The following is a 22,715-nucleotide window of genomic DNA, read 5'->3' as shown; positions in this document are numbered from 1 at the left end:
AGACCGGAACGTTAGGCCTAAGCCCACCGTGCGGGTTTGCTTCGGTATGGAGTATCACGAGGCGGTGAACTTCCTTTTCGACCTCCGGCGGTTTCAGGTCAAGCCGGGGACTGAGTCGATTCAGCGGTTGCTCTCTCACCTCGGCGACCCGCACGAGGGAGTCTCGTTCGTGCAGGTCGCAGGGTCGAACGGCAAGGGAAGCACCGCCCGGATGCTCGACTCGACGCTCCGCGAATCAGGACTGAGCGTCGGCTTGTACACGTCGCCGCACTTCGACGACGTCCGCGAACGCGTCCGCGTCGATGGGAGAAAGATTCCGGAGTCCGCGGTGTCGGCGTTCGTCGCCGAGGCGAAACCGTATCTGGTCGAGCGCGCCGCTGACGGCGAGCCGCTCACGTTCTTCGAGACGGTGACCGCGCTCGCGCTCTGGTATTTCGACCGCGCAGCGGTAGACGTGGCCGTCCTCGAAGTCGGGATGGGAGGCGAACTCGACGCGACGAGCGCGGTTGACCCCGTTGCGAGCGCCGTCACTAACGTCTCGCTCGAACACACGGCAGTCCTCGGCGACACTATCGAGGAAATCGCGCGCACCAAAGCCGCCGTCGCCCCCGCCGACAACCCGCTCGTGACGGGCGCGACGGGCGAGGCACTCGCCGTCATCCGCGAAGAATCCGGTGCGGTGCTGACTGTCGGCGGCGCTCGCTCGAATGGCGGTGCCGACAGCGACACTGCCGACGACACCGATACCGATTCCGATGCTGACGTTCGAACCACCTACGAAGGCCGCGTCAACCACCAGGAGGCGGCCGTCACCGTCGCAACCGACGACGAGACGCTCGACCTTCGAATCCCACTCTTAGGCGCGTATCAGGCGAAGAATGCCGGAATCGCCGTCGCACTGGCGCGGCAGGTTCGACCCGATATCTCGGACGCGGCGATTCACCGCGGCCTTCGAAACGCCCACTGGCCGGGGCGGTTCGAAGTCATGGGGACCGCTCCGATGGTCGTCTTAGACGGCGCACACAACCCCGACGCCTGTGCGCAGGTCGCAACCGTGCTCGACGAGTTCGACTACGACGACTTGCATCTCGTCTACGGCGCGATGCACGACAAGGACCACGCCGAGATGGTCGCGGCGTTGCCCGACGTGTCTTCGGTCACCACCTGCCACGCGGACATCTCTCGGGGCGAAGACCCCGAAATCCTCGCGTCGGTGTTCGAGCGCGTCGGCGTCCCCGACGTCGAAACCGGTGACGCGGTTGCCGCGGCGTTAGAGCGCACCCGAGCGCGCGCCGACTCGAACGATTGCGTGCTCGTCGTTGGCTCGCTGTACGTCGTCGCCGAGGCGCGAACGACGTGGACGCGGACGATGATTCCGAAGACACACCGCACCCTCGACGACGCCCGAGCGACGCTCGAACGGGCCAACGTCGCCGACGAAGGCGGCCGGCGCGAACGAGCGGCGACCGGAGTTCACCGGTCGATTCACACGCGCGTCCAACGGCGGCAGGCGAGACATCTCAGAGAAGAACTGCTCTCGCTCGGCGGCGACTGCGCCGTCTCTGGCCACGAATCCGGCGGCGAACTCGTCGATGTCGTGCTCATGGGGACGCTCGACCAGTTCGACCGACTGACGACGAATCTCCGAGAGAGACCGTACGCGCTGGCCGAAGTTGCGGCCGAACTCGAATCGAGTCTCAAAACGTCTCCCGCGGCCGAGAGTGGCTATCCGTGGGAAGACAAAACCGCCGTCATGGGCATTCTCAACGTCACGCCGGACAGTTTCCACGACGGCGGTGAGTTCTACGACATCGACGACGCGGCCGAACAGGCGGCCGCGATGGTCGAAGCGGGCGCTGACATCATCGACGTGGGCGGCGAAAGCACCCGACCCGGTGCCGACGATGTTCCCGTCGATGAAGAAATCCGGCGCGTGACGCCCGTCATCGAGGCTATCTCCGACCTCGACGCGCTCGTCTCTGTTGACACCCGAAAAGCGGCGGTCGCCGAGGCGGCTCTCGACGCCGGTGCCGATATCCTCAACGACGTGACCGGTCTCGAAGACCCCGAAATGCGGTTTCTCGCCGCCGAGCGCGACGTGCCGATTATCGTGATGCACAGCATCGACGCGCCGGTGATTCCGGACAAGGACATCGACTACGACGACGTGGTCGAAGACGTTATCGACGAACTCACAGAGCGCGTTCTGCTGGCGGAAAAAGCGGGCGTCCCCCGCCGAAACATCATCATCGACCCCGGTCTCGGTTTCGGAAAGTCGAACGCCGAGAACTTCGAACTGCTCGGCCGCGCCGACGAGTTCCGCGCGCTCGGTTGTCCCGTGCTCGTCGGGCACTCGCACAAATCGATGTTCTCGCTCGTCGGCGAGGAGGCCGGCGACAACCTCGCGGCGACCATCGCCGGGACGGCTATCGCCGCCGACCGCGGAGCCGACATCGTCCGCGTCCACGACGTGCCGGAGAACGTCGCGGCCGTGAACGTCGCGCTCGCGTCCCGCGACGCGAATCGGTTCGAAGACGGAGCGTAGACAATAACACTTTGACACCATGGTCGGTTGGATGGTGTATGTACCTCTCGACCGCATTTCCGGCGGTACTCGTCGTTGCTGTTCCAGCGGCTCTTCTGTTCTGTGTCCTCGTCGTCTTCCCGGTGAGCGTGTTCGTCAGGCGTATTCGCACCTCCCGACGCGAACTCGAACAGCGCGTCGATGAGTTGGAAGACGAGGTTGCGAGACTGGAAACGCGACTCGAAGACGACCGCGGCGACTAACGGTGACCCGGTGACAGTGGCAGTGCGGCGTGGTGCATTTTTGCACTCCGAGACCCTACCACACTTCGTGTGCACACTCATCCTCGCGTGGCAGGTGTTCGAAGACGCGCCCGTCGTCGTCGCCGCCAACCGTGACGAGCGTCTCGATAGACCCGCGGAACCGCCACAGCACTGGACCGACGGCGAGGGTCCCGAAATCGTCGCCCCCCGCGACGCAGACGCGGGCGGCACGTGGGTCGGCTACAACGATGCCGGCGTCTTCGTCGGCATCACGAACCGCTGGGTCGAAGTCGATGGCGGCGGCGAGCAGTCTCGGGGCCACCTCGTCCGCGACGCGCTTCGTCACGAGACTGCCGAGGACGCCGCTCGGTTCGTCGAGCACGCGGTCGCCGACCGCACCTACGACGGCTTCAATCTCGTCGTCGCCGACGAGAACGCCGCGCTCTTTTTCGAGTGGGACGGCGGTCTCTCGGTTCGGAACTTCGAACCCGGCGTCCACGTCGTCGTGAACGTCGGCACGCCGGATTCGTGGTTCGTCCCGCCGGAACGTCCCGAAGTCGGCGAACGACAAGCCGACAACGCCCGGCGACTGTGGGAAACGCTCCAACCCGAGGCGAGCGAGCCGCTGGCCGCGTGGCGCGACCGCGCACGTGACGCACTCGGCGACCACGACTTCGGCGTCTGCGTCCACGACTCCGAGGGCCGATTCGGGACGCGTTCGTCGTCCATCATCACGCTCGGCGCGGACGAATTCACGTACGAATTCGCCGACGGGCCGCCGTGTCAGACCGCCTTCGAACCGGTCGAACGTCAGGATTAAACCACTCGCCCGACGTGTACGTGGTATGAGTGCGAGCGAAGCCGAAGCCGATCTTTCTTCCGATGAGCGCGCGGGACTGGAACTTATCCGCGAGTCGGGCGGCATCCATCAGAGCGATTTCTGGAAGGAACTCGATATCTCGTCCCGGAAGGGAAGCCGCATCGCCGAAGTGCTGGAGTCGCTCAGTCTCATCAAGCGCACACAGACCGTCTACAGCGGCCACACGACCTACTACCTCGAACCCGCCGCCCGCGACCTCGAATTTGCGATGCTCATGGCCGGGGACATGCTCTCGCCGTTCATCGGCGAAGAAGAGATCAACGCGAACAGCAACGCCTTCTCGCAGTGGTTGATGAACCTCGCTTACGAGGAGTACTGACGACACTCACATCGTCGAAACACTGACCCGACGCTTGCGTCATCGCATCGCGTCGCAGAAACACTGACCTGAAGCGTTTTCCAGCGTCTTTCGTATCTTCGTCGTCGAACCCGTCGTCGAACAGCGATAGCTGAATCTCCGTCGTCGAATCCAGCGCAACCGCTACGTATAGTCCACTGACTCAAAGAAGAAAACGCGAAACCGCGGGACGCGGCTTACTCTTCGGGTTCTTGTTCTTCGTCTTCCTCGGAAACCAACAGGTCGTTGGCTTCGAGGTACGACTCGATTTCGTCGTTCGACAGTTCGACGAACGCTTCGGTCTCGGCAGAGACCGTCGCAACGTCAACACCTTCGGGCGACGTGCCCTCGTCGTTCGTCAACGCGATGGTTTCGAGCGCCAACTCGATACCGTCTTCGAGGGACATGTCGTCGCTGTAGTTCTCTTCGAGGTGGGATTGGTGGTCACCGCGGTCGGCACCGATGGAGACCGCCTTCCACTCGTAGGGCGTCCCCGAGGGGTCCGTCTCGTAGAGGCGCGGCGTGCCGTTTTCGACGCCGCCGATGAGGAGCGCGACACCGAACGGGCGGGCACCACCGACCTGCGTGTACTGCTGGATGTGGTCCGTAACTTCCTTGGTCAGTGTCTCGATACCGATGGGTTCGCCGTAGCGGAGGCGATTGACCTGCGACTGGCGGCGGGCGAAGTCGATAAGCTGACGCGCGTCAGCGACGTGCCCGGCGCTTGCGATGCCGATGTGGTCGTCCGCCTTGTGAATCTTCTCGACACTCGTCGGTTCCATCAGTGGCGAGCGAGAACGTTTGTCCGCCGCGAGGACGACGCCCTCGGGCGTTCGCACACCGATGCTCGCGGTGCCGCGCTTGACGGCCTCACGAGCGTATTCGACCTGATAGAGCCGACCATCCGGCGAGAAGATCGTAATCCCGCGGTCGTACGCCTGTTGTTGCGCTTGTCCCTGCATGGAATATCACTCGAAATCGAGTTGCGTCGCGCCCGTGAACCCGTCCGGACCGCGAACGTCCAGGAGGGAGTTGCGGACGGCGGCGGTCCGTGATTCGTTCTCGAACACGACGTCTCTCTCCTCAGAAATTCCGGCCCGGCCGTGTAAATACCTTTCCGAACAGGCACGCACCGTCCCGGAGACGCCTCGCACTCTCACCCCGACGGGGTCGCTTCCGAGTTCGTCGATGCAGGCGATTGCGGCCCGAGCATCGTCCACAGTGCCGCGACGGGCGCGAACGATGGTTTCGGCCACACCGTCCGCGGAATCGAACCCGAGAACCGTCAAATCGGCGTCTGCACTCCCCGAGTCGCCGATGAGGTTCTGGGCGGCGTACCAGAGTTCGCGTTGGAACGCCCCGCGATTGAGGCTCGCGTCGGGCCACGCCTCGATTTCGACCGCGAGGTATCGCCACCGCGGCCGAAGGTGTTTTGGCAGGTGTTTCATCGAGCCTATTCGTCGATATCCGGCGCTCGCTCGGCGACGAGCACGCCGACCTGTTCGTGGACCGATTCGACGGCCGTGAGGACAAATCCGGCGTCTGTGAGCGCGTCCGCGAGATAGCCGACCGTCGCGGGGTCATCGACTTCGGGCGAGTAGTACGGCTCTTCCGGGTCGGGTTCGCCGAAGAACATCACGTCGCCAAGGACGAACCGCCGCGGTTCGAGCGCGGCGATGGCCTCGATTGCCTCGCGTTTTTCTTCGTCCGAGAGGTGGTGCATGGCGAAGTTGGAGACGACGATATCGACCTGTTCGGTCTCGTCTACGTTCGGGTCACGGAAGCGGCCCTCGCCGAATTCGACGTTCTCGATGCTAACGTCGGCGGCTTTCTTGCGGGCCTGTTCGAGCATCCCCTCGCTGATGTCGCGGCCAACGACGCGCTTTGCGTCGGGTGCGAGCGCGAGCGCGATAGCGCCCGTTCCGGTGCCGAGGTCGAGTACCACGTCGTCGTCCGCGGGGTCGGCGTAGTGGACCACGAGCGAGACGCAGGCGCGATACTCCTCGCTGTCCTGTGAGTCGTCGTAGTCGGTGGCGATGTCGGAAAATCGGTCCGCGTGTTCCTCAATCGTCTTTTTCATATTTGCCACGTTCGACACCCGGGGCTATGAACGACTCGGACATCCGCTCGCGGTTTCGCGCCGCGAGGCGGTCCCACTCGCGGAGTCCGTCGAGAACCTGCTCGCGGTCGAAGCCGATGACTTCGCCGAGTCCGGCCAACTCTCTGGGCGCGCGGAGTTCGAGGTGCGACCTCGGTCGCGCCGAGACGACGTACGGCGCGTCGTAGTATTCGACGAGTTCGCGGAGCTTTCGAAGGTCCGAAAGCGCTTGGACGCGGGTTCCGCCGTTGCTTCTGAGGACCGGCCCGAGGTCGAACTCGATGCGGACGCCGTTGTCGCGGGCGGCCTTTGCGAGGACGTGATTGAAGTTTCCGTGCCCGTGCATCGGCCGCGAGAGCACGTCTATCCGCGGCTGTTCGACGGCGAATCGATTGAGCGCGTTCGTCCCGCCGCGGAGGATGAGCAGTTCGCGCTGGGGGCGGTAGTTCCCGACCGCGCCGCTCGCGCGTTCCGGGTCGGGAGCGTCGATTTCGACGGCATCGACGAAGTCAACGTCGAGTTCGTCGCGGAGGCGGTCGTAGTCGGGGCTGGCGTCGAGACCGCGCACGACGATACCGTCGTAACCGTATCGCCCGGCGGCGGTAGCGACGCGACTGGCCGTGCTCTCACCGTCGGGGTGTGCGTAGACCGCCTCGTACATACGCCGACGATAGGCGGGGTGGAAAAAGGGCGTTGCGTTCCGGCGTCGCGTGACTACCGCGTACAGCTGGGTTCGAAGCGAGCGCGAACGGCCACGTGCGGAGACGAGATGAAAGCGCGAACGGCCACGTGGACGGCAAACCGACGTGCTGAACGTGGCAAAAACGTGCTGGCCGTGACGACACTACCAGCGTCCGCGAGCGACCAGTGCCGCACAAACGACCGAGACAACGGCGGTAAGAGCGGTGAGAGCGGTTTCGACTCCGAACCCGGGAACGTCGAACCCGGACATCGAATCGCTCGTCGCGCGCACCGTCGTAATTCGGGCGGTCGTGGTCATCGTCTCGTCGGTGCCGGATACGGGCGTGAACGTCGAGTCTTCGGGCATGTTGTTCGTCACGAGCGTTCCGTTTGTCTGGTGAACTGATGTTTCGTTGTGCCGAACGGAGATTTGCACCGGCCCGCCTCGAAGCGGCGCTAACTCCGAGAAGTCGAACGAGGCGTCGAACGTTCCGTTTTCACCGACGCGGACGATGTTCGAGACGAGAAACGGATGGGTGCCGCCGACCGCCTGCACCCGGACGCCGATGACGGTCCCGGCTTCGAACGGAGTCGTTCCGTGGATGTGCTGGCCTTCCGCGGCGTCGAGGATGAGCCTCTCGCCTTGGTGGTCGATGACGGTCCCACCGTCAGCGATGACGGCTCCGGATGCCGAAAGGAGGAGGAAGACGAAGACGACGGCGAGCGACTGGGGAGGACGCATCACCCAAAATATATCTTCGGGTGACAAGTACGTTTTGATTAATCGACAGTTGACGCACCAACGAGGGCTGTGACGGTGGTTTCGAGCGCATCGGCCGCGGTTCGGACAGCGGTCGTGGTCACGTACTCGCGGTCCGCGTGTGCGACGGCCCCGTCGTCGTCTGCGAGTTCGCCGGGACCGAAGACGACCACGGGAGCAGGTGAGAAGTACGACGCTTCCGTCGCCGCGGTGAACGTGCGAACGTCGCCTCGTCCGCCGGCGTCCCGCGACGCCTGTGCGAGCGTCGTCACGAGTTCGTGAGTGGTGTCGGTTGCGAACGCTTCGAGAAACGGCGTCGGCCGCTCGGTAAGCGCGAACGCGACGCCGACACCGTCCGGAACTGACTCTCGGAGGGTCGATTCGAGCGCTTCGCGGAAGCCGTCTGCCGTCTCCGGCGGCACGCTTCTGCGGTCAACGACGAGTCGGCACGCCGCTGGCACCTGATTCGAGTTCTCGCCGCCTTCGACCATCGTCGGTGTCAGGGTCGCCGCTCCGAGGTCGGGATGGTCGTCGCGGTCGTCGTCGAACGAGCGAATCGCGCCGAGCACGGGCGCGAGCGCGTCGATAGCGTTGGCACCCGAGTCCGGTTCCGCGGCGTGGGCGGCGACACCGGAGAGTGTGACCGTCCCTTCGAAGCGCCCTTTCGCGGCCGTACACACGTCGAGACCGGTCGGTTCGCCGACGATGTAGCAGTCGCCGGCAACGTCGAGTGCGGCCGCGCCGGTCGAACGCAGTTCTTCGTCGGGCGTGACCGCCAGCGTCACCCGCGCGTCGGGTGCTGGTTCGACCGCGAAGAAGGCCGCGAGAAGCGCCGCGAGCGGTCCCTTCGCATCGCACGCGCCGCGCCCGCGGATGATTCCGTCTTCGCGTTCGTACGCGACGTGCGGCGAGACAGTGTCGATGTGCGTGTTGAGGACGAGGTGGCTTTCGGGGTCGGCCGCACCCTTCGCGGCGAGGGTGTTGCCCGCGTCGTCAACGACGGTTTCGACGCCGCGAGATTCGAGCGTCTCGACCAGTCGGTCGCGCATCTCGCCGACGTCTTCGTTCGAGGCGATGGGGACGGCCCGTTCGAGGAACTCGATTGGGTCGAATCGCTCGCCGCTCATCGACCGCGGAAGACGATGTCGGCTTCGCCGTCGCCCTCGTAGACGGCTGGACCGCCGAGAAGCGCCGTCTCGTCGTCGGGAACGACGACCGAAAGCGCGCCACCCGGCGGCGAGACCGACACGGGGTCGTCACCGGAGACGAGGCCGAGTCGCTTGGCGACGGCGACGACGGCGACCGCGCCGGTCCCGCAGGACTGCGTTTCGCCTTCGACGCCGCGCTCGAAGGTTCGCTGACGGAATCCGCCGCGGCCGTCGGGCGAGGCGACGGTGACGTTCGCGCCATCGGGGAACAACGGCGCGTGCCGAATCGACGGCGCGACGGATTCGAGGTCAACGTCGTCTACGTCGTCAACGAACGCGACGGCGTGCGGAACGCCGGTGTTGACGGCAGTAATCGACAGCTCGCCAACGTCGGTCTCGACGAGTTCGCCGCCGCTGTCGAGCGGGACGTCGCGGGGACTGAACGACGGGACGCCCATCTCGACGTGTACGTCGGTGCCGTCGATAGTCGCCCGTCGGGTTCCCGCGGGCGTGTCGATCATGATTTCGTCCGTGTCGGTTCGCTCGGCGGCCCACGCGGCGGCCACGCGAGCGCCGTTGCCGCACATCGCGGCGACGGAGCCGTCTGGTTGGACGAGCGTCATGACGACCCGCGGCGGGTCGTATCGGGATTCGAGTGCGAGAAAGAGCACGCCGTCAGCACCGCGTCGGTCGCTTCCGGCGGGGACGATACCGGCGTCTCTGTCGCAGTGCGTTCGCGCGAATGCGGGTCGGTCCGGGACTGGGTCTTCGGCATCGACGACGACGAAGTCGTTTCCGGTGCCGTGGTACTTTTCGAACGGAACGGAGTTGAGTACGCTCATAGATTGTGTGGTGCTTGGTCAGTGTGAGGATGTTCGGATGCGGTTCGTTCGAGGGACGTGACGTCGTCGAGGGTCTCGCGGCGACGAGCGAGTCGGAACTCGTCGCCGTCGAGGACGACTTCTGCGGGGCGCGGACGGGAGTTGTAGGTGCTCGCCATCTCGTAACCGTACGCGCCGGCGTTGCCGAGTGCGAGCAGGTCGCCGCGTTCGGGGCGGGAGAGCGGTCGCCCGTCGGCGAACACGTCGCTCGTCTCGCAGACGGGGCCCGCGACGATGGTCGGAACCGTCTCGGTGTCGGGGCGAGAGAGGTTCGAAATCGCGTGGTACGCGTCGTACATCGCCGGTCGGAGTAAACTCGTCATACCAGCGTCGATGCCGACCACGGTCGTTTCGGGCACGGCCTTTACCGTGTTGACCCGCGAGAGAAGCACGCCCGCGTCGGCGACGACGTAGCGACCCGGTTCGATGGCCAATTGGGCGTCGGTCCCGCCGAGTGCCTCGCGGGTCGCGTCGGCGACGGTGGCGAGGTCGAGCGCCGGTTCGTCCTCGCGGTACGGGACGCCGAACCCGCCGCCGACAGCCACGAATTCGAGGTCGCCGACAGAGCGAGCGAGGTCGCCCATCCGGCGGACGAGTTCGCGGTGCGCCGAGAGGTCGTCGCCTGAGATACCGCTTCCGGCGTGGGCGTGGACGCCGACGAGGTCGAACTCGTCGCGGACGCCCGCGGCGAGGTCGGACACGCGGTCGATTGGAATCCCGAACTTCGCGTGAGCACCGGTTCGGACCTTCTCGTGGTGGCCCGCGCCGATACCGGGATTCGCTCGAAGGCAGAGTCGCCCGTCGAATCCACGTTCTCGGAGACGGTCGATGGTGTCTGTCGCGCCGACGGTGATGGTCAGTTCGGGGTTCTCTTCCCATCGTTCGACGACGTGGTCGAGGTCGGCCGCCGGCGGGTTGACCGCGGTGTAGCGGATACGGTCACCCGGGAATCCAGCGGCCAGTGCGCGCTCGACTTCGCCTGCCGAGGCGCATTCCGCGTCGATGTCGGTCTCGCGGACGGTTTCGAGGACCGCTCGCCCGGCGTGGGCCTTGACGGCGTAGCTGACGTGGGCGTCGGGGAACGCCGACAGAAGACGAGCACAGTTCTCGCGGACGCGCTGGAGGTCGGTCACGTACAGCGGCGAGCCGAACTCGTCGGCGAGCGACAGGAGGCGCTCGCGGTTCCAGTCGGCCAGTCGCCGGACGGCCGGACCTCCGTCGCTCATTCGCGGAGTGCCTCCTCCCGACAGGTCGCGTCGAGGGTGTCATCTTCGATGTCGAGGGCGACGACGGCGGGCTTGTACGCGCCGCCCGCAAACAGGTCGTGGTCGCCGAGCGAAGACTCCACGAAGCGGGTAAACGCCCGGCGGTTCGCGGGCAGATGGCCGTAGTAAATCTCCTCGTCCACGAGGTCGTAAACGGGAATACGCGGCGTAAGAAGCGTGTTCTCGCCGACAATGGAGTTCCCGCCGACGACGAAACCCGAGGTGACGCGACAGCCAGCGCCGAGTGCGACTCCGTCTTCGACGACGACTGGAGCGTCCTCGACGGGTTCGAGGACGCCGCCGATGAGCGTGTTCGCTCCGAGCTTTACGTCCGCACCGATTTGGGCACAAGAGCCGACGGTGTCACAAGAATCGACGAGCGTGTCGTCGCCGACGGACGCGCCGATGTTGACGAACGAGGGACTCATCATGATGCAGTCCGCGCCGAGGTGCGCGCCGCGGCGGACGACGGTTCCGTCGGGCGTGTTTCGGGTGCCGCGGTCGCCGAGGTCGTCGGTGTCGCGGAGCGGGAGCACGTCGTGGTAGCGAACGTCGCCGTACTCGCGGACGAGCGTCTCACGCAGGCCGAAGTTGAGGAGGATGCCGCGTTTGACCCACTCGTTTGCCTCCCACGAGGTCACGTCGGGGCCGGTCTTTTCGGCCGCGCGAACCGCGCCCGCTTCGAGAGCGTCGAGGAACGCGTCGAGCGTATCGAGTTCGTCAACGGTTGCGGACGCGGCGTCTACGTCGCCGTCGTCGTATCGTTGCCACAGGGTTTCGATGTCGGATTCAAGACTCATTCGAGTACCTCGGTGAAATCGTACCATCCGGCGTCGCGGTCCGCGACCCACGCCGCGGCGTCGAGCGCGCCGGCGGCGAAGACACCCCGCGACCCCGCGCGGTGCGTGAGTGATAGTGACTCGTGATTGCCAGCCAGTAATACCTCGTGCTCACCGGCAATATCCCCCGCTCTCCGAGCGTGGACGCCGATTTCGCGCTCGTCTCGCGGGGCCTCACCCTCGCGGCCGTGGACACGAGGCGACTCCCCTCGCGCGTCGTCGATATCGTCCAGAAGCGTCAGTGCCGTCCCGCTGGGCGCGTCTCGCTTGGCGTTGTGGTGCGTTTCGGTGAGTTCGATATCGTAGCCGTCGAGCGCGGGGACCGCCTCTCGGACCGCCCGGCGAAGCGCCGCGATGCCGCGCGAGAAGTTCGACGCGTAGAGCACCGGCACGTCCGCGGCGGCCTCGTGGAGCGCGTCGAATCCGCCCTCACTGAGTCCGGTCGTCCCCGAGACGAAGGCGACGCCTGCGTCGGCGCAGGTAGCCGCGTACTCGATACAAGCGGCTGGACCGGTAAAATCGACGAGTACGTCCGGGGTGCGGCGTTCGAGCAACCCCGGGAGGTCGGCCGCGTCTTCGACTTCGACGCCTTCGACGTGTGCTCCGGGCGAGCGACTGACGGCGAGCGCGACGTTGATGTCGTCGCGGTCGGCGGCCGCGGCGATGACTGCTTCGCCCATTCGTCCGGTCGCGCCCGCGACGCCGACGGTAACGGTCACGCGTCGGACCCTCCGTCCGGGACCGTCGGTTCCGCGGCGAGTTCGTCGAGGATGCGGCGCAGTTCGTCGGCGTAGGGTTCCGAAAGCCGCGTGAGCGGTGGGCGCAGGTGTGCGGGACCGTACCCTCGGATTGCCATCGCTTCCTTAACCGGGATGGGGTTCGTTTCCACGAACAGGTGCCGACAGAGCGGGCCGAGTTCGTGGTGGAGGTCCCGGGCACGGTCGTAGTCGCCTTGTAGTGCTGAGTGAACCATCGCGCCCGTACGTGCGGGTTCGACGTTCGCCACGACCGAGATGGCACCGTCGCCGCCGACAGCGAGCGTCTGTAGCGTCAATCCGTCGTCGCCCGAGAGTACCGCAAAGTCCTCGTCGCGGGTGCGTTCGACGACCTCAGATATCTGGCCGAGGTCGCCGCTTGCGGCCTTGTAGCCGACGATGTTCGGGTGCTCGGCGAGCGTCGCCGCCGTCTCGGGCAGGATGTTGCTTCCGGTCCGTCCGGGGACGTTGTAGACGATTTGCGGCAGGGGAACCTCGTCGGCGATGGTGCGGTAATGTTCGACGATACCCGCCTGTTCGGGCTTGTTGTAGTACGGCGAGATGAGGAGCAACGCGTCGGCACCGGCGTCGGCGGAGCGTCGTGACAGTTCGAGCGCCTCGCGGGTCGAGTTCGACCCGGACCCGGCGATGACGGGGATGTCTTCGACCGCCTCGACGACGGCCTCGACGACCTCGACGTGTTCGTCGTGGGTTAGCGTCGCCGATTCGCCCGTGGACCCGACGGGGACGACCCCATCGACACCGGCGGTCTCCAGTCGCCGAACGTCGGATTGCAGTTGCTCGAAGTCGATACGCCCGTCCTCGTCGAACGGGGTTGGTATCGCGGGATAGACGCCGCGAAAGTCAAGTGTTGTCATGTGTCGTTGTGTGGTGTCGGAACCGATGTAGTCCTGCGTGGGAAACGGTCGTCAAACCGAGTGCGCGTCAGCCGAAGGCCGCCCGAGACGGGTTCGCTACACCCGCAACGAGCGATTCAATACACGCGTTTTTTCGAAAAGAAAGCGGTACGCGACGCTGTTGACCGTGTTGTGGTCAGCGAATCCGGCGTCGCGTCGTTCACACTCGATGTGGGAACTGGAAGCGTAATATAACTTGCGTCGTCAGCAGGTCCTGCCGTCCGGCGGGTGTCGGCGTCGCCACACGTCTCACGGCGGAGACGATTCGTTCGAGTTGTAACAACGTCGTCGGTTGTCGCTCCCGGACGGTTATTAGCCCGGGCCGTACAATCGTCGAACGAATGACTGAGATTCACCCCGGTCAACGCGTCGCCATTCTGGCCGACGCGCAGAACCTATACCACACAGCACAGAGCTTGTACTCACGAAACATCGACTATTCGTCGTTACTGAAGAAGGGGACCGCACAGCGGTCGCTCACGCGGGCAATCGCCTACGTCATCCGAGCGGATTCCCCGGACGAAGACCGTTTTTTCGACGCACTCGTTGACATCGGATTCGAGACGAAAATAAAGGACATCAAGACGTTCGGCGACGGGTCGAAGAAGGCCGATTGGGACCTCGGCATCGCGCTGGACGCAGTCAGCCTTGCGAACCACGTCGATACCGTCGTCCTCTGTTCTGGCGACGGCGACTTCGAGCGACTCTGTACGCACCTCCGTCACGAGGGCGTGCGCGTCGAGGTGATGGCATTCGAAGAATCGACCGCGACCGAACTCGTCGATGCGGCTGACGCCTTTATCGACCTCTCGGAGCGAAAAGAGACGTTCTTGTTGTAAGTTCAGCGCGTCACTGTTCTACTCGAACTGCGGAATCGCCGCGTCACCATCGATGTCGGGACCGGACGGTGTAGACGACCCCGAGTCGTGCGCTTCGTAGAAGGCGACCGCGTAGGTCGTGTTGAAGGCGGTCAGAACCATCTGTGTCACCAGCGAGATGGCCGCGAAGCCGGCGATTTCGACCATTGAGAGGCCCGTTGCCGCCGACATCGTTTCGGGCGTACCCCCAACGGATTGTAGTGACTGCGTCTCTTGGATGAAGAGGAAGATTCCGAGTCCGACAGTCGGAAGCGAGAGGATGAATCCAACCGTGAACCGAACGAGTGAGTAGCCAATCGTTGCGAGGATGTTCTCCCTGACGAGTCGGTAGCTTTTGCCGAACGACTCGATTGCGCCGGCGTCCTTGGCGACGACGGCGACCGGGAAGAACTGAATGACGAGCATGACGATAAGATACACCAACAAGACCACCGCGACGAAGAGGAGAAGGGCGATGACACCGCCACTGAGGGCAAGGTCACTACCAGTGGCGACAGTCCCGAAGCCGAGTGCAAACACGCCTACGATACCGAGGATGGTGAAGACGAAGATGAAGGGAATCATAATCCCCAAGTCGACAATGGTCGCTAACAGGAGCGGGATGTACTTGTCGCGGCCGACCCGTTTCAGCGTCGATAACGAGGTCCGCGACGTGTCGCTTTCGACCGCCTCGTCGGCCATGCCGTAGATTCCAGCGAGGATGAACGGCGTGATGAAGAACGTCAGCACCTGCAACGCAAGCGGGAGCAACGGAATCTCCGCCAACTGGGCGACGGTCTGCGGGAGGACGATGAGACCGAGGATAAGCCCACCGAGGAATAAAACCGGGTTGGTTTTGATTCCCTCTAGGGCGGTCTGGAGGGATTTAATAACAGCCATACCTCGATGTGTCGGAGTGGTAATACGTAAATGCGACGGGTTTTGCGGGGACACGTTCCATCTACGACTCACTCCTTGTCGTCCGGTTAGACGCGAGTCTCTCGCCGAATCTACTGGAAATCACTCACAATACGTCCAGAGACTAAACGCAGACCCGACTGCAACCCTCGGTATCTCAAATCGAAATGCCGGAGAAAAACGGACGCCCGCGATGTTCGAGAAAAACGAACGCGCTTCGACAGTCGGGACGCCGACGTGGCGATAGGACCCTGCCTCAGGCCGTCGGCGACGACACGCGAAGCACGGTTGCGAACGCGCCGAGCGTAGCGATGGCGGCGAGAACAAGCGATAGCCGCCCGTCGATTGCTGTCTGCGTGAGTAGACCACTACTCACGAGGAGCAAGATGGTCCCCACGCCGGCGAGTCGAACGTCCACAGTCATACTCCGACGGCGGTCGTTCCGGTACTTATGACTTTCCGTCTCGAACTGTTGTGGCAACATACGGCACGCGGTCGGCCGCGACCGCGAGCCACTTTACCGGGCGGCCTGTACGGCCGACCATGACCGAAGCCAATGCGACCGGGTTGACGGACCTCCGGGTCGTCGCGGACTACCAGTTCGGGGCTGGCGCGGGCGACGCGCTGTTCCCCACGGACGCGGCTATCGAACTCTCTCGCTCCCGAAGCGGCCGACCGAGACAGGTGTACGTCGAAGGCGACCGTGTCACCTCCTACGGGACCGACGGCCGATTCACCCTCGGCGTTGCCGGCGGGCGACGACTCCGTGAAGGACTCGACGGCGACGCGTACGTCGTCCGCGTGGGCGACGAATCGGTTCCGTTCGTCCGCGACGGCAAGAACGTCTTTGCGAAGTTCGTGACCGACGTAGACCCCGACGTTCGGTCGAGCGACGAGGTGTGCGTCGTCGGACCCGAGGGCAACCTTCTCGGCGTCGGCCGCGCGGAACTCTCGGCGGATGCCATGCTCGACTTCGAGACCGGGATGGCCGTACGAGTCCGCGAAGGCGCGGGAAGCGACGAGTAAGAAGAAGCGTCGAATTCTGTCGTCGAGCACCGACGAAGCGGTGTTCCCAGTACCGGTACCCAGCGAATTCGAAGTCGAGTTAGAGGTACTGCGCTAGACCGAGCGCTTCGACGAGCGGAATCCCAGCGATGATGGTTCCGACCAGATAGCCGCCGATAGCGCCGCCGTTGAGAAGCGGGAGACCGGCGTGTGCGCGGCCTTTCATCACGGCCCACATCAGTCCCGCAAAGCCGACGAACGTCCCGACCATGGCGAGCAGTGCGGGGAGGTTCAACACCGGAAGCGCCGAGAAGCCGAGTGATGGAGCCTCGGAGAAGACCGCCGCCGAGGCGACCATCACCGTCGGCATCACAGCGTCGCCGAGACCGATGAAAAACGCGTCGCGGTCGGACGGGTCGTCCGCTTCGTGGTCGTCGTCGTGTTCGTCCTCGGACTCGTGTTCGTCTCCGGCTTCGAGTTCACCGCCCGCATCTTCCGCGTCCGCGCCTACGTCTGCGTCCGGCGCATTTTCACCCACGTCGTTCGCGTCGCGCGCGAAGTCGTCGTCGAGAAGCGAGTACGAGAACGTCGTCGGGATGACGAGGACGACCGGGATTCGGAGGTCCATCACGCCCTCGGCGAGGTCGAGCATGTGTTTCGTCTTGTAGACGCTAATCGCGTCGTAGACGGCGAGAACCGACAGGAGGACGAGCGAGGGAAGCAGTCCGAAACTGATTCCGAACAGCCCCGCCGCACCCGCGCCCATGAGTGCCCCCGACGTGTCGATGACGTACCACTCGGGGTAGACGAAAAGCGCGATGGCGACGGCCGCCGAGAGGGCGATGGCGACGGGGTCGCTCGGAACGACGGCCGAAAAGACGTACCACGAGAGCAACCCGCTCGTGAGGACGATAATCCCGCGGATAAGCTGGTCGAGGTCGTATTTGAACGCGGCGAGCATGAACGCCGTCATGCCGATAATCGCGGCGATGTAGACGAGGCTGTTCGTCGGGTTGCTCGGGTCGTCGAAGGTCTGATAGCCGAGTTCAGAAAACGTCGGAGCGAGGGCGAGCGCACCCACCTGCACGACGAGGAAGATGAGGGCGGCGAGGGCGACCCCTCGATAGGCGCGGCGTGACATGAAGGGGCGTTTCCGCCCGAAGGCTTTGGGGATTGCGCTCTGGATTCGTCAGCGAGCGTAGAGCTTGCTCCCGACGAGTCGCGCCGGGTTGCCGTCATCGGCCGTGATAGCGACGTACGGGCGGCCCACGGGACCGAACACGTCAACGATGCGGCCGACTGTCGAGAGCGATTCGTCAACGACCATCGTCCCGATGTCGGGGTGGTCGTCGTCGCCGAGGCGAACGATTGCGAGTCCCTGTGCCGTCCGAGAGACGGTGCCGATTCGGCGCATCAGTCGCGGAGGATGCCGACGTAGGCGGCGGCGGCCTGCACGATATCGTTTTTCGTGGCGTCGTCGGCGTTGTTCACGAGGACGCGACCGCGCGTCTCGAACTCACGAGAGTACCGTTTGTCGCGTTCGATGACCGCGTCGTAGCCGACCTGCTGGACGGCCTTCGCAACTTCGTCTACGGTCGGGTCTTCGACTGCGGCGGACTGCGAGACCCGCCGGCCTTCGCTCCGCGAAAGCGAGGCGTCGAGGTAGGCGGGGTAGATGACGTTCTCGACCATACTCGTGTTTCCGCCATCCGACGGTAATACGGTTGTGGTCTTCGAGGCGGGACGCGGAGGCCTGCCAATTCCGTAGTCGGATACTTATTGTAATGGTGATTGAAAACCAACTAACATGAGTGTCGCCGGGTACGTTACAGTGGTTGTCGCCACGGCCGTGTTGGCGTTTTCAGTCCGGTGGCTCGACCCGGGAGCGACATCGCACATGTCTCAGCAGTTCGGCATTCCACGCCACGTTGGCTGGGTGTTCGCTATCGCGGCGTTCCTGTGGGCGTATCTCCCCGTTCTCGCGGGCGCAGACATGGGCAACGACCTGTGGTTTTTCGGCTCCGCGGCCGTCGGGGTTGGGTTCTTGTTCGTGGCTGTTTCGGTGAGTTCGAGAGACGCCTATCGCCTGTTGCGGCGTGCGACCGTCGTCGAACCCGGATCAATCTCCCCGAGCGATACAGGCTCACTCGTCGCTACTTCGGGTCGGCCGACACCGACCGCAGACGACCGGGAAGGCCAGCCCACAACACCGTTTTCCGGTCGTCAGTCTGTCTACACCGATTGGACCGTTCGGAAGGGGAGTTTCAGCGGTTCGAGAGGAGAGTGGGCGCATCTCGGCTACGGAACCGAGCAAGTCGAGTTCTCGCTCGGGGACGGGGCAGTCGAAGTCGCTACAGAGAACCCCCACACGTTCAACAAAAAAGAACACACGTTCAGTATCGACCTCTCGAAGGACGTTCCGGAGCCTGCGGCCACGTCCCTCAGCGAACACCCGGACCTCCCGGCTCCCGGGTCGTCGGACGACGACCTCCGATTCGCCGAGCGATACATCCCCACCGACGGCCCTGTCACCGTCGTCGGAAATGCGACGCAGGCCTCGGACCCCGGCGTCGTCTGTATCGATGGTTCGTCCGAAGCGGCCTTGATTCGAGGCGACATCGAACGCGCACAGCACGCGATGCACGAGCGCGTCTACCGGCTCGGCATCGTCGGTGTCGTGTTGATTTTTGGCGGACAGCTCTTGGCGTTCTGGCTGTCCGATGCGAGTTTCACAGCCCTGCTTTCGGCGCTGTGACTACTGGTGTGCGACGGACTCGCGGCGAAACGTGCGAAAAAACGTCGGGTGTGTATTCCTTATCGGAACCGGGCGAAAAGCACCACGGCGGCGAGCGCGATGACGCTCACGACTGCACCGAATCCGGGTGCATCGCTTTCGGTGGTCTGTTCGGCTGTCGCGGTCGTCTCGGGTGCTTCGGTAGCGTTCTCGCTTGTGGGTTCCGACGTGGCCGTCTCGTTCGTCGAATCTGTTGCATCAGTCGAATCGGTCGAGTCGGTAGCGCCGGCCGCCGACTCGTTTTGGAGCGCCAGATACCGCTCGTACGCGTCGGGGTGGACCGCGTTCATGATATCCTCGCTCGCTTCGATTGCGCGCGGTGCGGGTTGCTGGATTTTGTTGTTCTCGACGACGATGACGTTCCCCTCCTGTATCGCGGTCGTGCTGTTGTAGGCCGGACCGCTCGGGACTTGGGCGTGCGAAGGAATGACGATGTACTCGGGGTTCATCTCGACGACGAGTTCTTCGTTAATCTGTGCGAAGTCGGTGATGTTGGCTTCGGCGGCCCCGTTCCGGAGTCCGGCGGTCGTCATCACGTCGGAGATGAACGTTCCGGCTCCGGAGGTGTAGCCGAAGAAAGAGTTGAGACCGACCGGGCGCTCCTCGCCTTCAAGCGCTTGTTCCATGTGTTCGATGGACGTACGCATCTCGTCGGCGCGCTCGACGCCAGCGTCGCAGTTGCCGGTGTATCTACCGATTCGTTCGGTCTTGTTAGCGACGCCTTCGAGCGACTCGCCGGACTCGAAGACGACGACGGAGAGGTTGGCAGCACGGAGCTGTGCGATTCGGTCCGGGTCAGCGGAGTACGACGAGTTCGGAACGAGAACGAGGTCGGGTTCGAGACCGATGACGACCTCGACGTTGAGACCGTTCGACCCCGAGACGTTCGTCTTGTCGCTCGCCCCATCGAGGTACATCGCGTACCGCGAGACGCCGACGACTTCGTCTTTCGCGCCGATTTCCCACATCGTTTGGGCGGCGCTCGGGTTCGTCGTGACGACGCGCTCCGGGTCGTCTGTGATGTTCACTTCGGTCCCCGTGGCGTCGGTAACCGTCATCGGGAACGTACACTGTGTGGTCTGGTCTGCGGCCGCGACCGGTGCCGGAACGCCGGCGAACACGGTCACGAGTGCCAACAACGCGGCAACGTATCGGTAGTTCACGGTAGTGGCCTCATCGGTAGTTCAATAAATATTTGCCTACTGAAAGCGCGATTGTGTTAGATGAGTGTTCGAACTCGGGCGACCGCGTGGTCGGTCGGCCTCACCGTGCTCTTAGCCCTCGTCGTCGTGGTGAGCGCCGGTATCGGGGCCGTCACCATCGAACCGCGGACCGTCGCCGCGATTCTCGTGGACGCGATTCCGGTTCCGGTCGGCGTCTCCACCGGCGGTTCGACCGTTCTGCCGCTCGTGGGGTCGGTCCCGACACCGAGTGTCGAGTTCGTTTCGCCGTTCGACTTCGCCGCCTCGCGGCCCGCCCGAATCATCGTTCTCTCGGTTCGGCTTCCCCGGATTCTCCTCGCGGCGCTCGTTGGGTTCGCCCTCGCAACCGCCGGAACCGTCATGCAGGGATTCTTCCGAAACCCGATGGCCGACCCGTCTATCGTCGGCGTCTCGTCGGGTGCCGCGGTCGGTGCGGTTGCGACTATCGTGCTCTCGCTTTCGGTTCCGTTCGGACTCGAAGGCGCGGCGTTCGTCACCGCGGTCGTCACCGCGTTCGTCGTTTACCTGATTGCGACCGAAGACGGTCGGACGCCCGTCGCAACTCTGCTTCTCGCCGGAGTCGCCGTCCAGACGTTCCTCGGGGCAGTCATCTCGTTTCTCTTGTTACAGAGCGGTGAGAGCCTCCGACAGGTCGTCTTCTGGTTGATGGGCCACCTCTCGGGCGCGACGTGGGACGAAGTCGGGATGCTCGCGCTCGTCTTACCGCTTCCGTTCTTGTTGGTGCTCGTTCACGCCCGCGACCTGAACGTGCTCCTCCTCGGCGAGGGCGACGCGCACGCGCTCGGCATCGAAGTCGAGCGGACGAAAAAACTCCTTCTCGCCACCGCGAGCATCATCACCGCCGCCGCGGTCGCCGTTTCGGGCGTCATCGGCTTCGTCGGTCTCGTCGTTCCACACATGCTCCGTCTTCTCGTCGGTCCCGACCACCGGGTGCTCCTCCCGGCGTCGGCGCTGGCGGGCGCGTCGTTCCTCGTCGCCACCGACACGATTGCACGGTCGGGTGCGGCGGAGATTCCGGTCGGCGTGGTGACCGCCGCGGTCGGCGCGCCCTTCTTCCTCTACCTGCTTCGCACGCGGGAGGTGCATTCCCCATGAGCGACTCCGTGCAGGACACGCCCGAGACCGACGATTCGGGCGGTTCCAACTTGTCCGAGTCGCCCGAGTCACCCGAATCGTCAGAGTCGCCCGAACGACCAGATTCGTCCGTTATCGACCCGTTCAGCGATGCCAACCCGGCAATCAAACTCGACGACGTGGCGGTCTCGCTCGGCGGCTCCCGCATACTCGACGGCATCTCGGTCGAAATCGGCGACGGGACGTTCGTCGGTCTCATCGGTCCCAACGGCGCGGGGAAGACGACGCTTCTCAGGACGCTCAACGGCGCGCTCTCCCCGGAGCGCGGGCGCGTCACCATCACCGACCAAGACATCCACGCGCTCTCTTCGAAGGCGGCGAGCAGACTGGTGGCGACGGTGCCACAGACGACGAACGTCGCGTTCGATTTCCCGGTCCGCGAGGTCGTCAAGATGGGTCGAACGCCTCACCGCGGCCGATTCGACGGCTGGAGTGCGGCCGACGAAGCGGCCGTCGAGCAAGCGATGGACCGAACGACGGTAGCGGCGTTCGCCGACCGCCCCGTCACGGCGGTCAGCGGCGGCGAGCGACAGCGCGTCCTCATCGCCCGCGCGCTCGCACAGGAGACGCCCGTCTTGCTCCTCGACGAACCGACCGCCAGCCTCGACATCAACCATCAGGTTCGCACGCTCGAACTCGTTTCCGACCTCGTCGCCGACGGCACGACTGCGGTCGCGGCCATCCACGACCTGAACCTCGCGGCGCACTACTGCGATGTGTTGATACTCCTGTCGGGCGGCCGAATCCTCGCGGCCGGTGACCCCGAAACGGTGCTCACGGAAGCCAATTTACAGGCGGCGTTCGACGCCGAGGCGGTCGTCTCGCGGCACCCCGTAACCGGGTCGGTGTACGTGACCGCCCTCCCGCAGTCGGCCGACGACGCAAACGGTCGCGTCCACGTCATCGGCGGCGGCGGAACCGGCGCTCGAACGCTGTACGTCCTTTCTGCGGCAGGATACGCGCTCTCTACGGGTGCGCTCAACGAGGGCGACACCGACGCTGAGGCGGCCCGACGGGTCGGTGCGGACCTCGTGACAGTCCCGCCGTACGCCCCGGTCGATGGTGCGGCGAAGGCCGCTATCGACTCGCGGGTCGAAGCCGCCGACGTGACCGTCGTCGCGGACGTCGAAGTCGGCGAGGGCAACCTCCCGAACCTCGACGCCGCGACGACCGCCGAGCATCTCGTGCTCATCGAGGAACGCCCGTTTTCCGCGCGGAACTACGCCGGCGACGCGGGCCGCGCCGTCTACGAACGACTCCGCGAACGCGGGCACGTCATCGACTCGAACGAGTTGCTCTCGACGGTCGGTGAACTCGCCTGCGAGTCGGTCGGTGCACGTGCGGACGAGGCTGAATCCGGCTCCGACTTCGATACCGACTCCACGTTCGAGCACTGACCGAGAGTTCGGAAGCGCCACCGTCCGAGTCACTGGTTG

The 22,715-nt window shown here is 64.6% G+C and carries 26 protein-coding genes; 9 read left to right on the top strand and 17 right to left on the bottom strand.

The features are described 5' to 3' along the window. Positions 1–46 precede the first annotated feature (46 nt). The 4 genes from folP to C440_RS14060 all read left to right on the top strand — a co-directional run bounded on the left by folP (position 47) and on the right by C440_RS14060 (position 3,986). A complete protein-coding gene (folP, locus tag C440_RS14075; RefSeq protein WP_008321246.1) occupies positions 47–2,545 on the top strand; it encodes a dihydropteroate synthase in 2,499 nt (832 codons plus the stop codon). Positions 2,546–2,583: 38 nt separating this feature from the next. Continuing rightward, positions 2,584–2,787, top strand: coding sequence for a hypothetical protein (locus tag C440_RS14070; protein ID WP_008321244.1), 204 nt, complete (start codon positions 2,584–2,586; stop codon positions 2,785–2,787). 67 nt (positions 2,788–2,854) lie between these two features. Then, positions 2,855–3,607, top strand: a complete 753-nt coding sequence (locus C440_RS14065) for an NRDE family protein (RefSeq protein WP_008321242.1) — start codon at positions 2,855–2,857, stop codon at positions 3,605–3,607. Between the two features lie 25 nt (positions 3,608–3,632). Further along, complete coding sequence (locus C440_RS14060; protein WP_008321240.1) at positions 3,633–3,986, top strand: helix-turn-helix transcriptional regulator; 354 nt, start codon at positions 3,633–3,635, stop codon at positions 3,984–3,986. Positions 3,987–4,201: 215 nt separating this feature from the next. Here C440_RS14060 and psmA read toward each other — a convergent pair whose 3' ends face one another. The 11 genes from psmA to dapA all read right to left on the bottom strand — a co-directional run bounded on the left by psmA (position 4,202) and on the right by dapA (position 13,309). After that, entirely contained in the window at positions 4,202–4,966 is a 765-nt protein-coding gene (gene psmA, locus C440_RS14055; protein ID WP_008321239.1) for an archaeal proteasome endopeptidase complex subunit alpha, read from the bottom strand. 6 nt (positions 4,967–4,972) lie between these two features. Beyond that, on the bottom strand, positions 4,973–5,452 hold the full coding sequence (locus tag C440_RS14050; RefSeq protein ID WP_008321237.1) for an Rpp14/Pop5 family protein: 480 nt from the start codon (positions 5,450–5,452) through the stop codon (positions 4,973–4,975). Between the two features lie 5 nt (positions 5,453–5,457). After that, complete coding sequence (locus tag C440_RS14045; protein WP_008321236.1) at positions 5,458–6,084, bottom strand: class I SAM-dependent methyltransferase; 627 nt, start codon at positions 6,082–6,084, stop codon at positions 5,458–5,460. Further along, positions 6,068–6,763 carry an RNase P subunit p30 family protein gene (locus C440_RS14040; protein WP_008321234.1) on the bottom strand — a complete coding sequence of 232 codons (696 nt, stop codon included), beginning with the start codon at positions 6,761–6,763 and terminating at the stop codon, positions 6,068–6,070. Before C440_RS14040 ends, C440_RS14045 begins: the two co-directional genes overlap by 17 nt. A 183-nt stretch (positions 6,764–6,946) precedes the next feature. Next, positions 6,947–7,525, bottom strand: a complete 579-nt coding sequence (locus C440_RS14035) for a BGTF surface domain-containing protein (protein WP_008321233.1) — start codon at positions 7,523–7,525, stop codon at positions 6,947–6,949. Positions 7,526–7,563: 38 nt separating this feature from the next. Beyond that, positions 7,564–8,670, bottom strand: a complete 1,107-nt coding sequence (locus tag C440_RS14030) for a M20 family metallopeptidase (RefSeq protein WP_008321231.1) — start codon at positions 8,668–8,670, stop codon at positions 7,564–7,566. Further along, positions 8,667–9,533 carry a diaminopimelate epimerase gene (gene dapF / locus C440_RS14025; RefSeq protein WP_008321229.1) on the bottom strand — a complete coding sequence of 289 codons (867 nt, stop codon included), beginning with the start codon at positions 9,531–9,533 and terminating at the stop codon, positions 8,667–8,669. Before dapF ends, C440_RS14030 begins: the two co-directional genes overlap by 4 nt. Next, a complete protein-coding gene (gene lysA, locus C440_RS14020; protein ID WP_008321227.1) occupies positions 9,530–10,798 on the bottom strand; it encodes a diaminopimelate decarboxylase in 1,269 nt (422 codons plus the stop codon). Before lysA ends, dapF begins: the two co-directional genes overlap by 4 nt. Continuing rightward, the gene (locus C440_RS14015; RefSeq protein WP_008321226.1) at positions 10,795–11,637 is read right to left on the bottom strand and encodes a 2,3,4,5-tetrahydropyridine-2,6-dicarboxylate N-succinyltransferase; all 843 of its coding nucleotides are present in this window, start codon (positions 11,635–11,637) and stop codon (positions 10,795–10,797) included. The genes lysA and C440_RS14015 overlap by 4 nt, the downstream gene beginning before the upstream one ends. Continuing rightward, a complete protein-coding gene (gene dapB, locus C440_RS14010; RefSeq protein ID WP_008321225.1) occupies positions 11,634–12,395 on the bottom strand; it encodes a 4-hydroxy-tetrahydrodipicolinate reductase in 762 nt (253 codons plus the stop codon). The genes C440_RS14015 and dapB overlap by 4 nt, the downstream gene beginning before the upstream one ends. Next, positions 12,392–13,309 carry a 4-hydroxy-tetrahydrodipicolinate synthase gene (gene dapA, locus C440_RS14005; RefSeq protein WP_008321224.1) on the bottom strand — a complete coding sequence of 306 codons (918 nt, stop codon included), beginning with the start codon at positions 13,307–13,309 and terminating at the stop codon, positions 12,392–12,394. Before dapA ends, dapB begins: the two co-directional genes overlap by 4 nt. A gap of 380 nt (positions 13,310–13,689) precedes the next feature. On the opposite strand from dapA, the gene C440_RS14000 reads away from it, so the two are divergent. Further along, positions 13,690–14,187 carry a LabA-like NYN domain-containing protein gene (locus C440_RS14000; RefSeq protein WP_008321223.1) on the top strand — a complete coding sequence of 166 codons (498 nt, stop codon included), beginning with the start codon at positions 13,690–13,692 and terminating at the stop codon, positions 14,185–14,187. An 18-nt stretch (positions 14,188–14,205) separates the two neighbouring features. Here the strand turns inward: C440_RS14000 and C440_RS13995 are convergent, their stop codons facing one another. Together C440_RS13995 and C440_RS17845 are read right to left on the bottom strand one after the other, a co-directional pair. After that, positions 14,206–15,105 carry a DUF7847 domain-containing protein gene (locus C440_RS13995; RefSeq protein ID WP_008321222.1) on the bottom strand — a complete coding sequence of 300 codons (900 nt, stop codon included), beginning with the start codon at positions 15,103–15,105 and terminating at the stop codon, positions 14,206–14,208. A 274-nt stretch (positions 15,106–15,379) separates the two neighbouring features. Continuing rightward, positions 15,380–15,547 (bottom strand): hypothetical protein, encoded by a 168-nt coding sequence (locus C440_RS17845; protein ID WP_169317795.1) that lies wholly within the window; start codon positions 15,545–15,547, stop codon positions 15,380–15,382. A 119-nt stretch (positions 15,548–15,666) separates the two neighbouring features. Between C440_RS17845 and C440_RS13985 the strand changes: the two genes are divergently transcribed. Next, entirely contained in the window at positions 15,667–16,149 is a 483-nt protein-coding gene (locus tag C440_RS13985; protein WP_008321220.1) for a PUA domain-containing protein, read from the top strand. A gap of 79 nt (positions 16,150–16,228) precedes the next feature. On the opposite strand, the gene C440_RS13980 is transcribed toward C440_RS13985, so the two are convergent. Genes C440_RS13980 through srp19 form a run of 3 tightly spaced genes read right to left on the bottom strand, consistent with a single transcriptional unit; the run spans position 16,229 to position 17,820 of the window. After that, the gene (locus C440_RS13980; protein ID WP_008321219.1) at positions 16,229–17,269 is read right to left on the bottom strand and encodes a presenilin family intramembrane aspartyl protease PSH; all 1,041 of its coding nucleotides are present in this window, start codon (positions 17,267–17,269) and stop codon (positions 16,229–16,231) included. 48 nt (positions 17,270–17,317) lie between these two features. Further along, complete coding sequence (locus C440_RS13975; RefSeq protein WP_008321218.1) at positions 17,318–17,542, bottom strand: H/ACA ribonucleoprotein complex subunit GAR1; 225 nt, start codon at positions 17,540–17,542, stop codon at positions 17,318–17,320. After that, positions 17,542–17,820 carry a signal recognition particle subunit SRP19 gene (gene srp19 / locus C440_RS13970; protein ID WP_008321217.1) on the bottom strand — a complete coding sequence of 93 codons (279 nt, stop codon included), beginning with the start codon at positions 17,818–17,820 and terminating at the stop codon, positions 17,542–17,544. Before srp19 ends, C440_RS13975 begins: the two co-directional genes overlap by 1 nt. 115 nt (positions 17,821–17,935) lie before the next feature. Between srp19 and C440_RS13965 the strand changes: the two genes are divergently transcribed. Beyond that, positions 17,936–18,883 (top strand): hypothetical protein, encoded by a 948-nt coding sequence (locus C440_RS13965; protein WP_008321216.1) that lies wholly within the window; start codon positions 17,936–17,938, stop codon positions 18,881–18,883. Positions 18,884–18,942: 59 nt separating this feature from the next. Here the strand turns inward: C440_RS13965 and C440_RS13960 are convergent, their stop codons facing one another. Then, positions 18,943–20,085 (bottom strand): PGF-CTERM-anchored ABC transporter substrate-binding protein, encoded by a 1,143-nt coding sequence (locus C440_RS13960; RefSeq protein WP_008321215.1) that lies wholly within the window; start codon positions 20,083–20,085, stop codon positions 18,943–18,945. 60 nt (positions 20,086–20,145) lie between these two features. On the opposite strand from C440_RS13960, the gene btuC reads away from it, so the two are divergent. Continuing rightward, the gene (btuC, locus tag C440_RS13955; protein WP_008321214.1) at positions 20,146–21,240 is read left to right on the top strand and encodes a vitamin B12 ABC transporter permease BtuC; all 1,095 of its coding nucleotides are present in this window, start codon (positions 20,146–20,148) and stop codon (positions 21,238–21,240) included. After that, a complete protein-coding gene (locus tag C440_RS13950; RefSeq protein ID WP_008321213.1) occupies positions 21,237–22,676 on the top strand; it encodes a heme ABC transporter ATP-binding protein in 1,440 nt (479 codons plus the stop codon). The genes btuC and C440_RS13950 overlap by 4 nt, the downstream gene beginning before the upstream one ends. The last annotated feature ends 39 nt before the right edge of the window (positions 22,677–22,715 follow it).

Source organism: Haloferax mucosum ATCC BAA-1512 (assembly GCF_000337815.1).
Classification (GTDB): domain Archaea; phylum Halobacteriota; class Halobacteria; order Halobacteriales; family Haloferacaceae; genus Haloferax; species Haloferax mucosum.
The sequence above is the reverse complement of the archived record's forward strand: the minus strand, read 5'-3'. Positions and strand labels throughout refer to the sequence as shown.

What these genes read in the sequence shown, in the direction of transcription:
- folP (WP_008321246.1), top strand. Translation starts at nt 47, where the DNA reads ATGGAGTATCACGAGGCGGTGAACTTCCTTTTCGACCTCCGGCGGTTT.
- C440_RS14070 (WP_008321244.1), top strand. Translation starts at nt 2,584, where the DNA reads ATGTACCTCTCGACCGCATTTCCGGCGGTACTCGTCGTTGCTGTTCCA.
- C440_RS14060 (WP_008321240.1), top strand. Translation starts at nt 3,633, where the DNA reads ATGAGTGCGAGCGAAGCCGAAGCCGATCTTTCTTCCGATGAGCGCGCG.
- psmA (WP_008321239.1), bottom strand. Translation starts at nt 4,966, where the DNA reads ATGCAGGGACAAGCGCAACAACAGGCGTACGACCGCGGGATTACGATC.
- C440_RS14050 (WP_008321237.1), bottom strand. Translation starts at nt 5,452, where the DNA reads ATGAAACACCTGCCAAAACACCTTCGGCCGCGGTGGCGATACCTCGCG.
- C440_RS14045 (WP_008321236.1), bottom strand. Translation starts at nt 6,084, where the DNA reads ATGAAAAAGACGATTGAGGAACACGCGGACCGATTTTCCGACATCGCC.
- C440_RS14040 (WP_008321234.1), bottom strand. Translation starts at nt 6,763, where the DNA reads ATGTACGAGGCGGTCTACGCACACCCCGACGGTGAGAGCACGGCCAGT.
- C440_RS14035 (WP_008321233.1), bottom strand. Translation starts at nt 7,525, where the DNA reads ATGCGTCCTCCCCAGTCGCTCGCCGTCGTCTTCGTCTTCCTCCTCCTT.
- C440_RS14030 (WP_008321231.1), bottom strand. Translation starts at nt 8,670, where the DNA reads ATGAGCGGCGAGCGATTCGACCCAATCGAGTTCCTCGAACGGGCCGTC.
- dapF (WP_008321229.1), bottom strand. Translation starts at nt 9,533, where the DNA reads ATGAGCGTACTCAACTCCGTTCCGTTCGAAAAGTACCACGGCACCGGA.
- lysA (WP_008321227.1), bottom strand. Translation starts at nt 10,798, where the DNA reads ATGAGCGACGGAGGTCCGGCCGTCCGGCGACTGGCCGACTGGAACCGC.
- C440_RS14015 (WP_008321226.1), bottom strand. Translation starts at nt 11,637, where the DNA reads ATGAGTCTTGAATCCGACATCGAAACCCTGTGGCAACGATACGACGAC.
- dapA (WP_008321224.1), bottom strand. Translation starts at nt 13,309, where the DNA reads ATGACAACACTTGACTTTCGCGGCGTCTATCCCGCGATACCAACCCCG.
- C440_RS14000 (WP_008321223.1), top strand. Translation starts at nt 13,690, where the DNA reads ATGACTGAGATTCACCCCGGTCAACGCGTCGCCATTCTGGCCGACGCG.
- C440_RS13995 (WP_008321222.1), bottom strand. Translation starts at nt 15,105, where the DNA reads ATGGCTGTTATTAAATCCCTCCAGACCGCCCTAGAGGGAATCAAAACC.
- C440_RS17845 (WP_169317795.1), bottom strand. Translation starts at nt 15,547, where the DNA reads ATGACTGTGGACGTTCGACTCGCCGGCGTGGGGACCATCTTGCTCCTC.
- C440_RS13985 (WP_008321220.1), top strand. Translation starts at nt 15,667, where the DNA reads ATGACCGAAGCCAATGCGACCGGGTTGACGGACCTCCGGGTCGTCGCG.
- C440_RS13980 (WP_008321219.1), bottom strand. Translation starts at nt 17,269, where the DNA reads ATGTCACGCCGCGCCTATCGAGGGGTCGCCCTCGCCGCCCTCATCTTC.
- C440_RS13975 (WP_008321218.1), bottom strand. Translation starts at nt 17,542, where the DNA reads ATGCGCCGAATCGGCACCGTCTCTCGGACGGCACAGGGACTCGCAATC.
- srp19 (WP_008321217.1), bottom strand. Translation starts at nt 17,820, where the DNA reads ATGGTCGAGAACGTCATCTACCCCGCCTACCTCGACGCCTCGCTTTCG.
- C440_RS13965 (WP_008321216.1), top strand. Translation starts at nt 17,936, where the DNA reads ATGAGTGTCGCCGGGTACGTTACAGTGGTTGTCGCCACGGCCGTGTTG.
- btuC (WP_008321214.1), top strand. Translation starts at nt 20,146, where the DNA reads ATGAGTGTTCGAACTCGGGCGACCGCGTGGTCGGTCGGCCTCACCGTG.
- C440_RS13950 (WP_008321213.1), top strand. Translation starts at nt 21,237, where the DNA reads ATGAGCGACTCCGTGCAGGACACGCCCGAGACCGACGATTCGGGCGGT.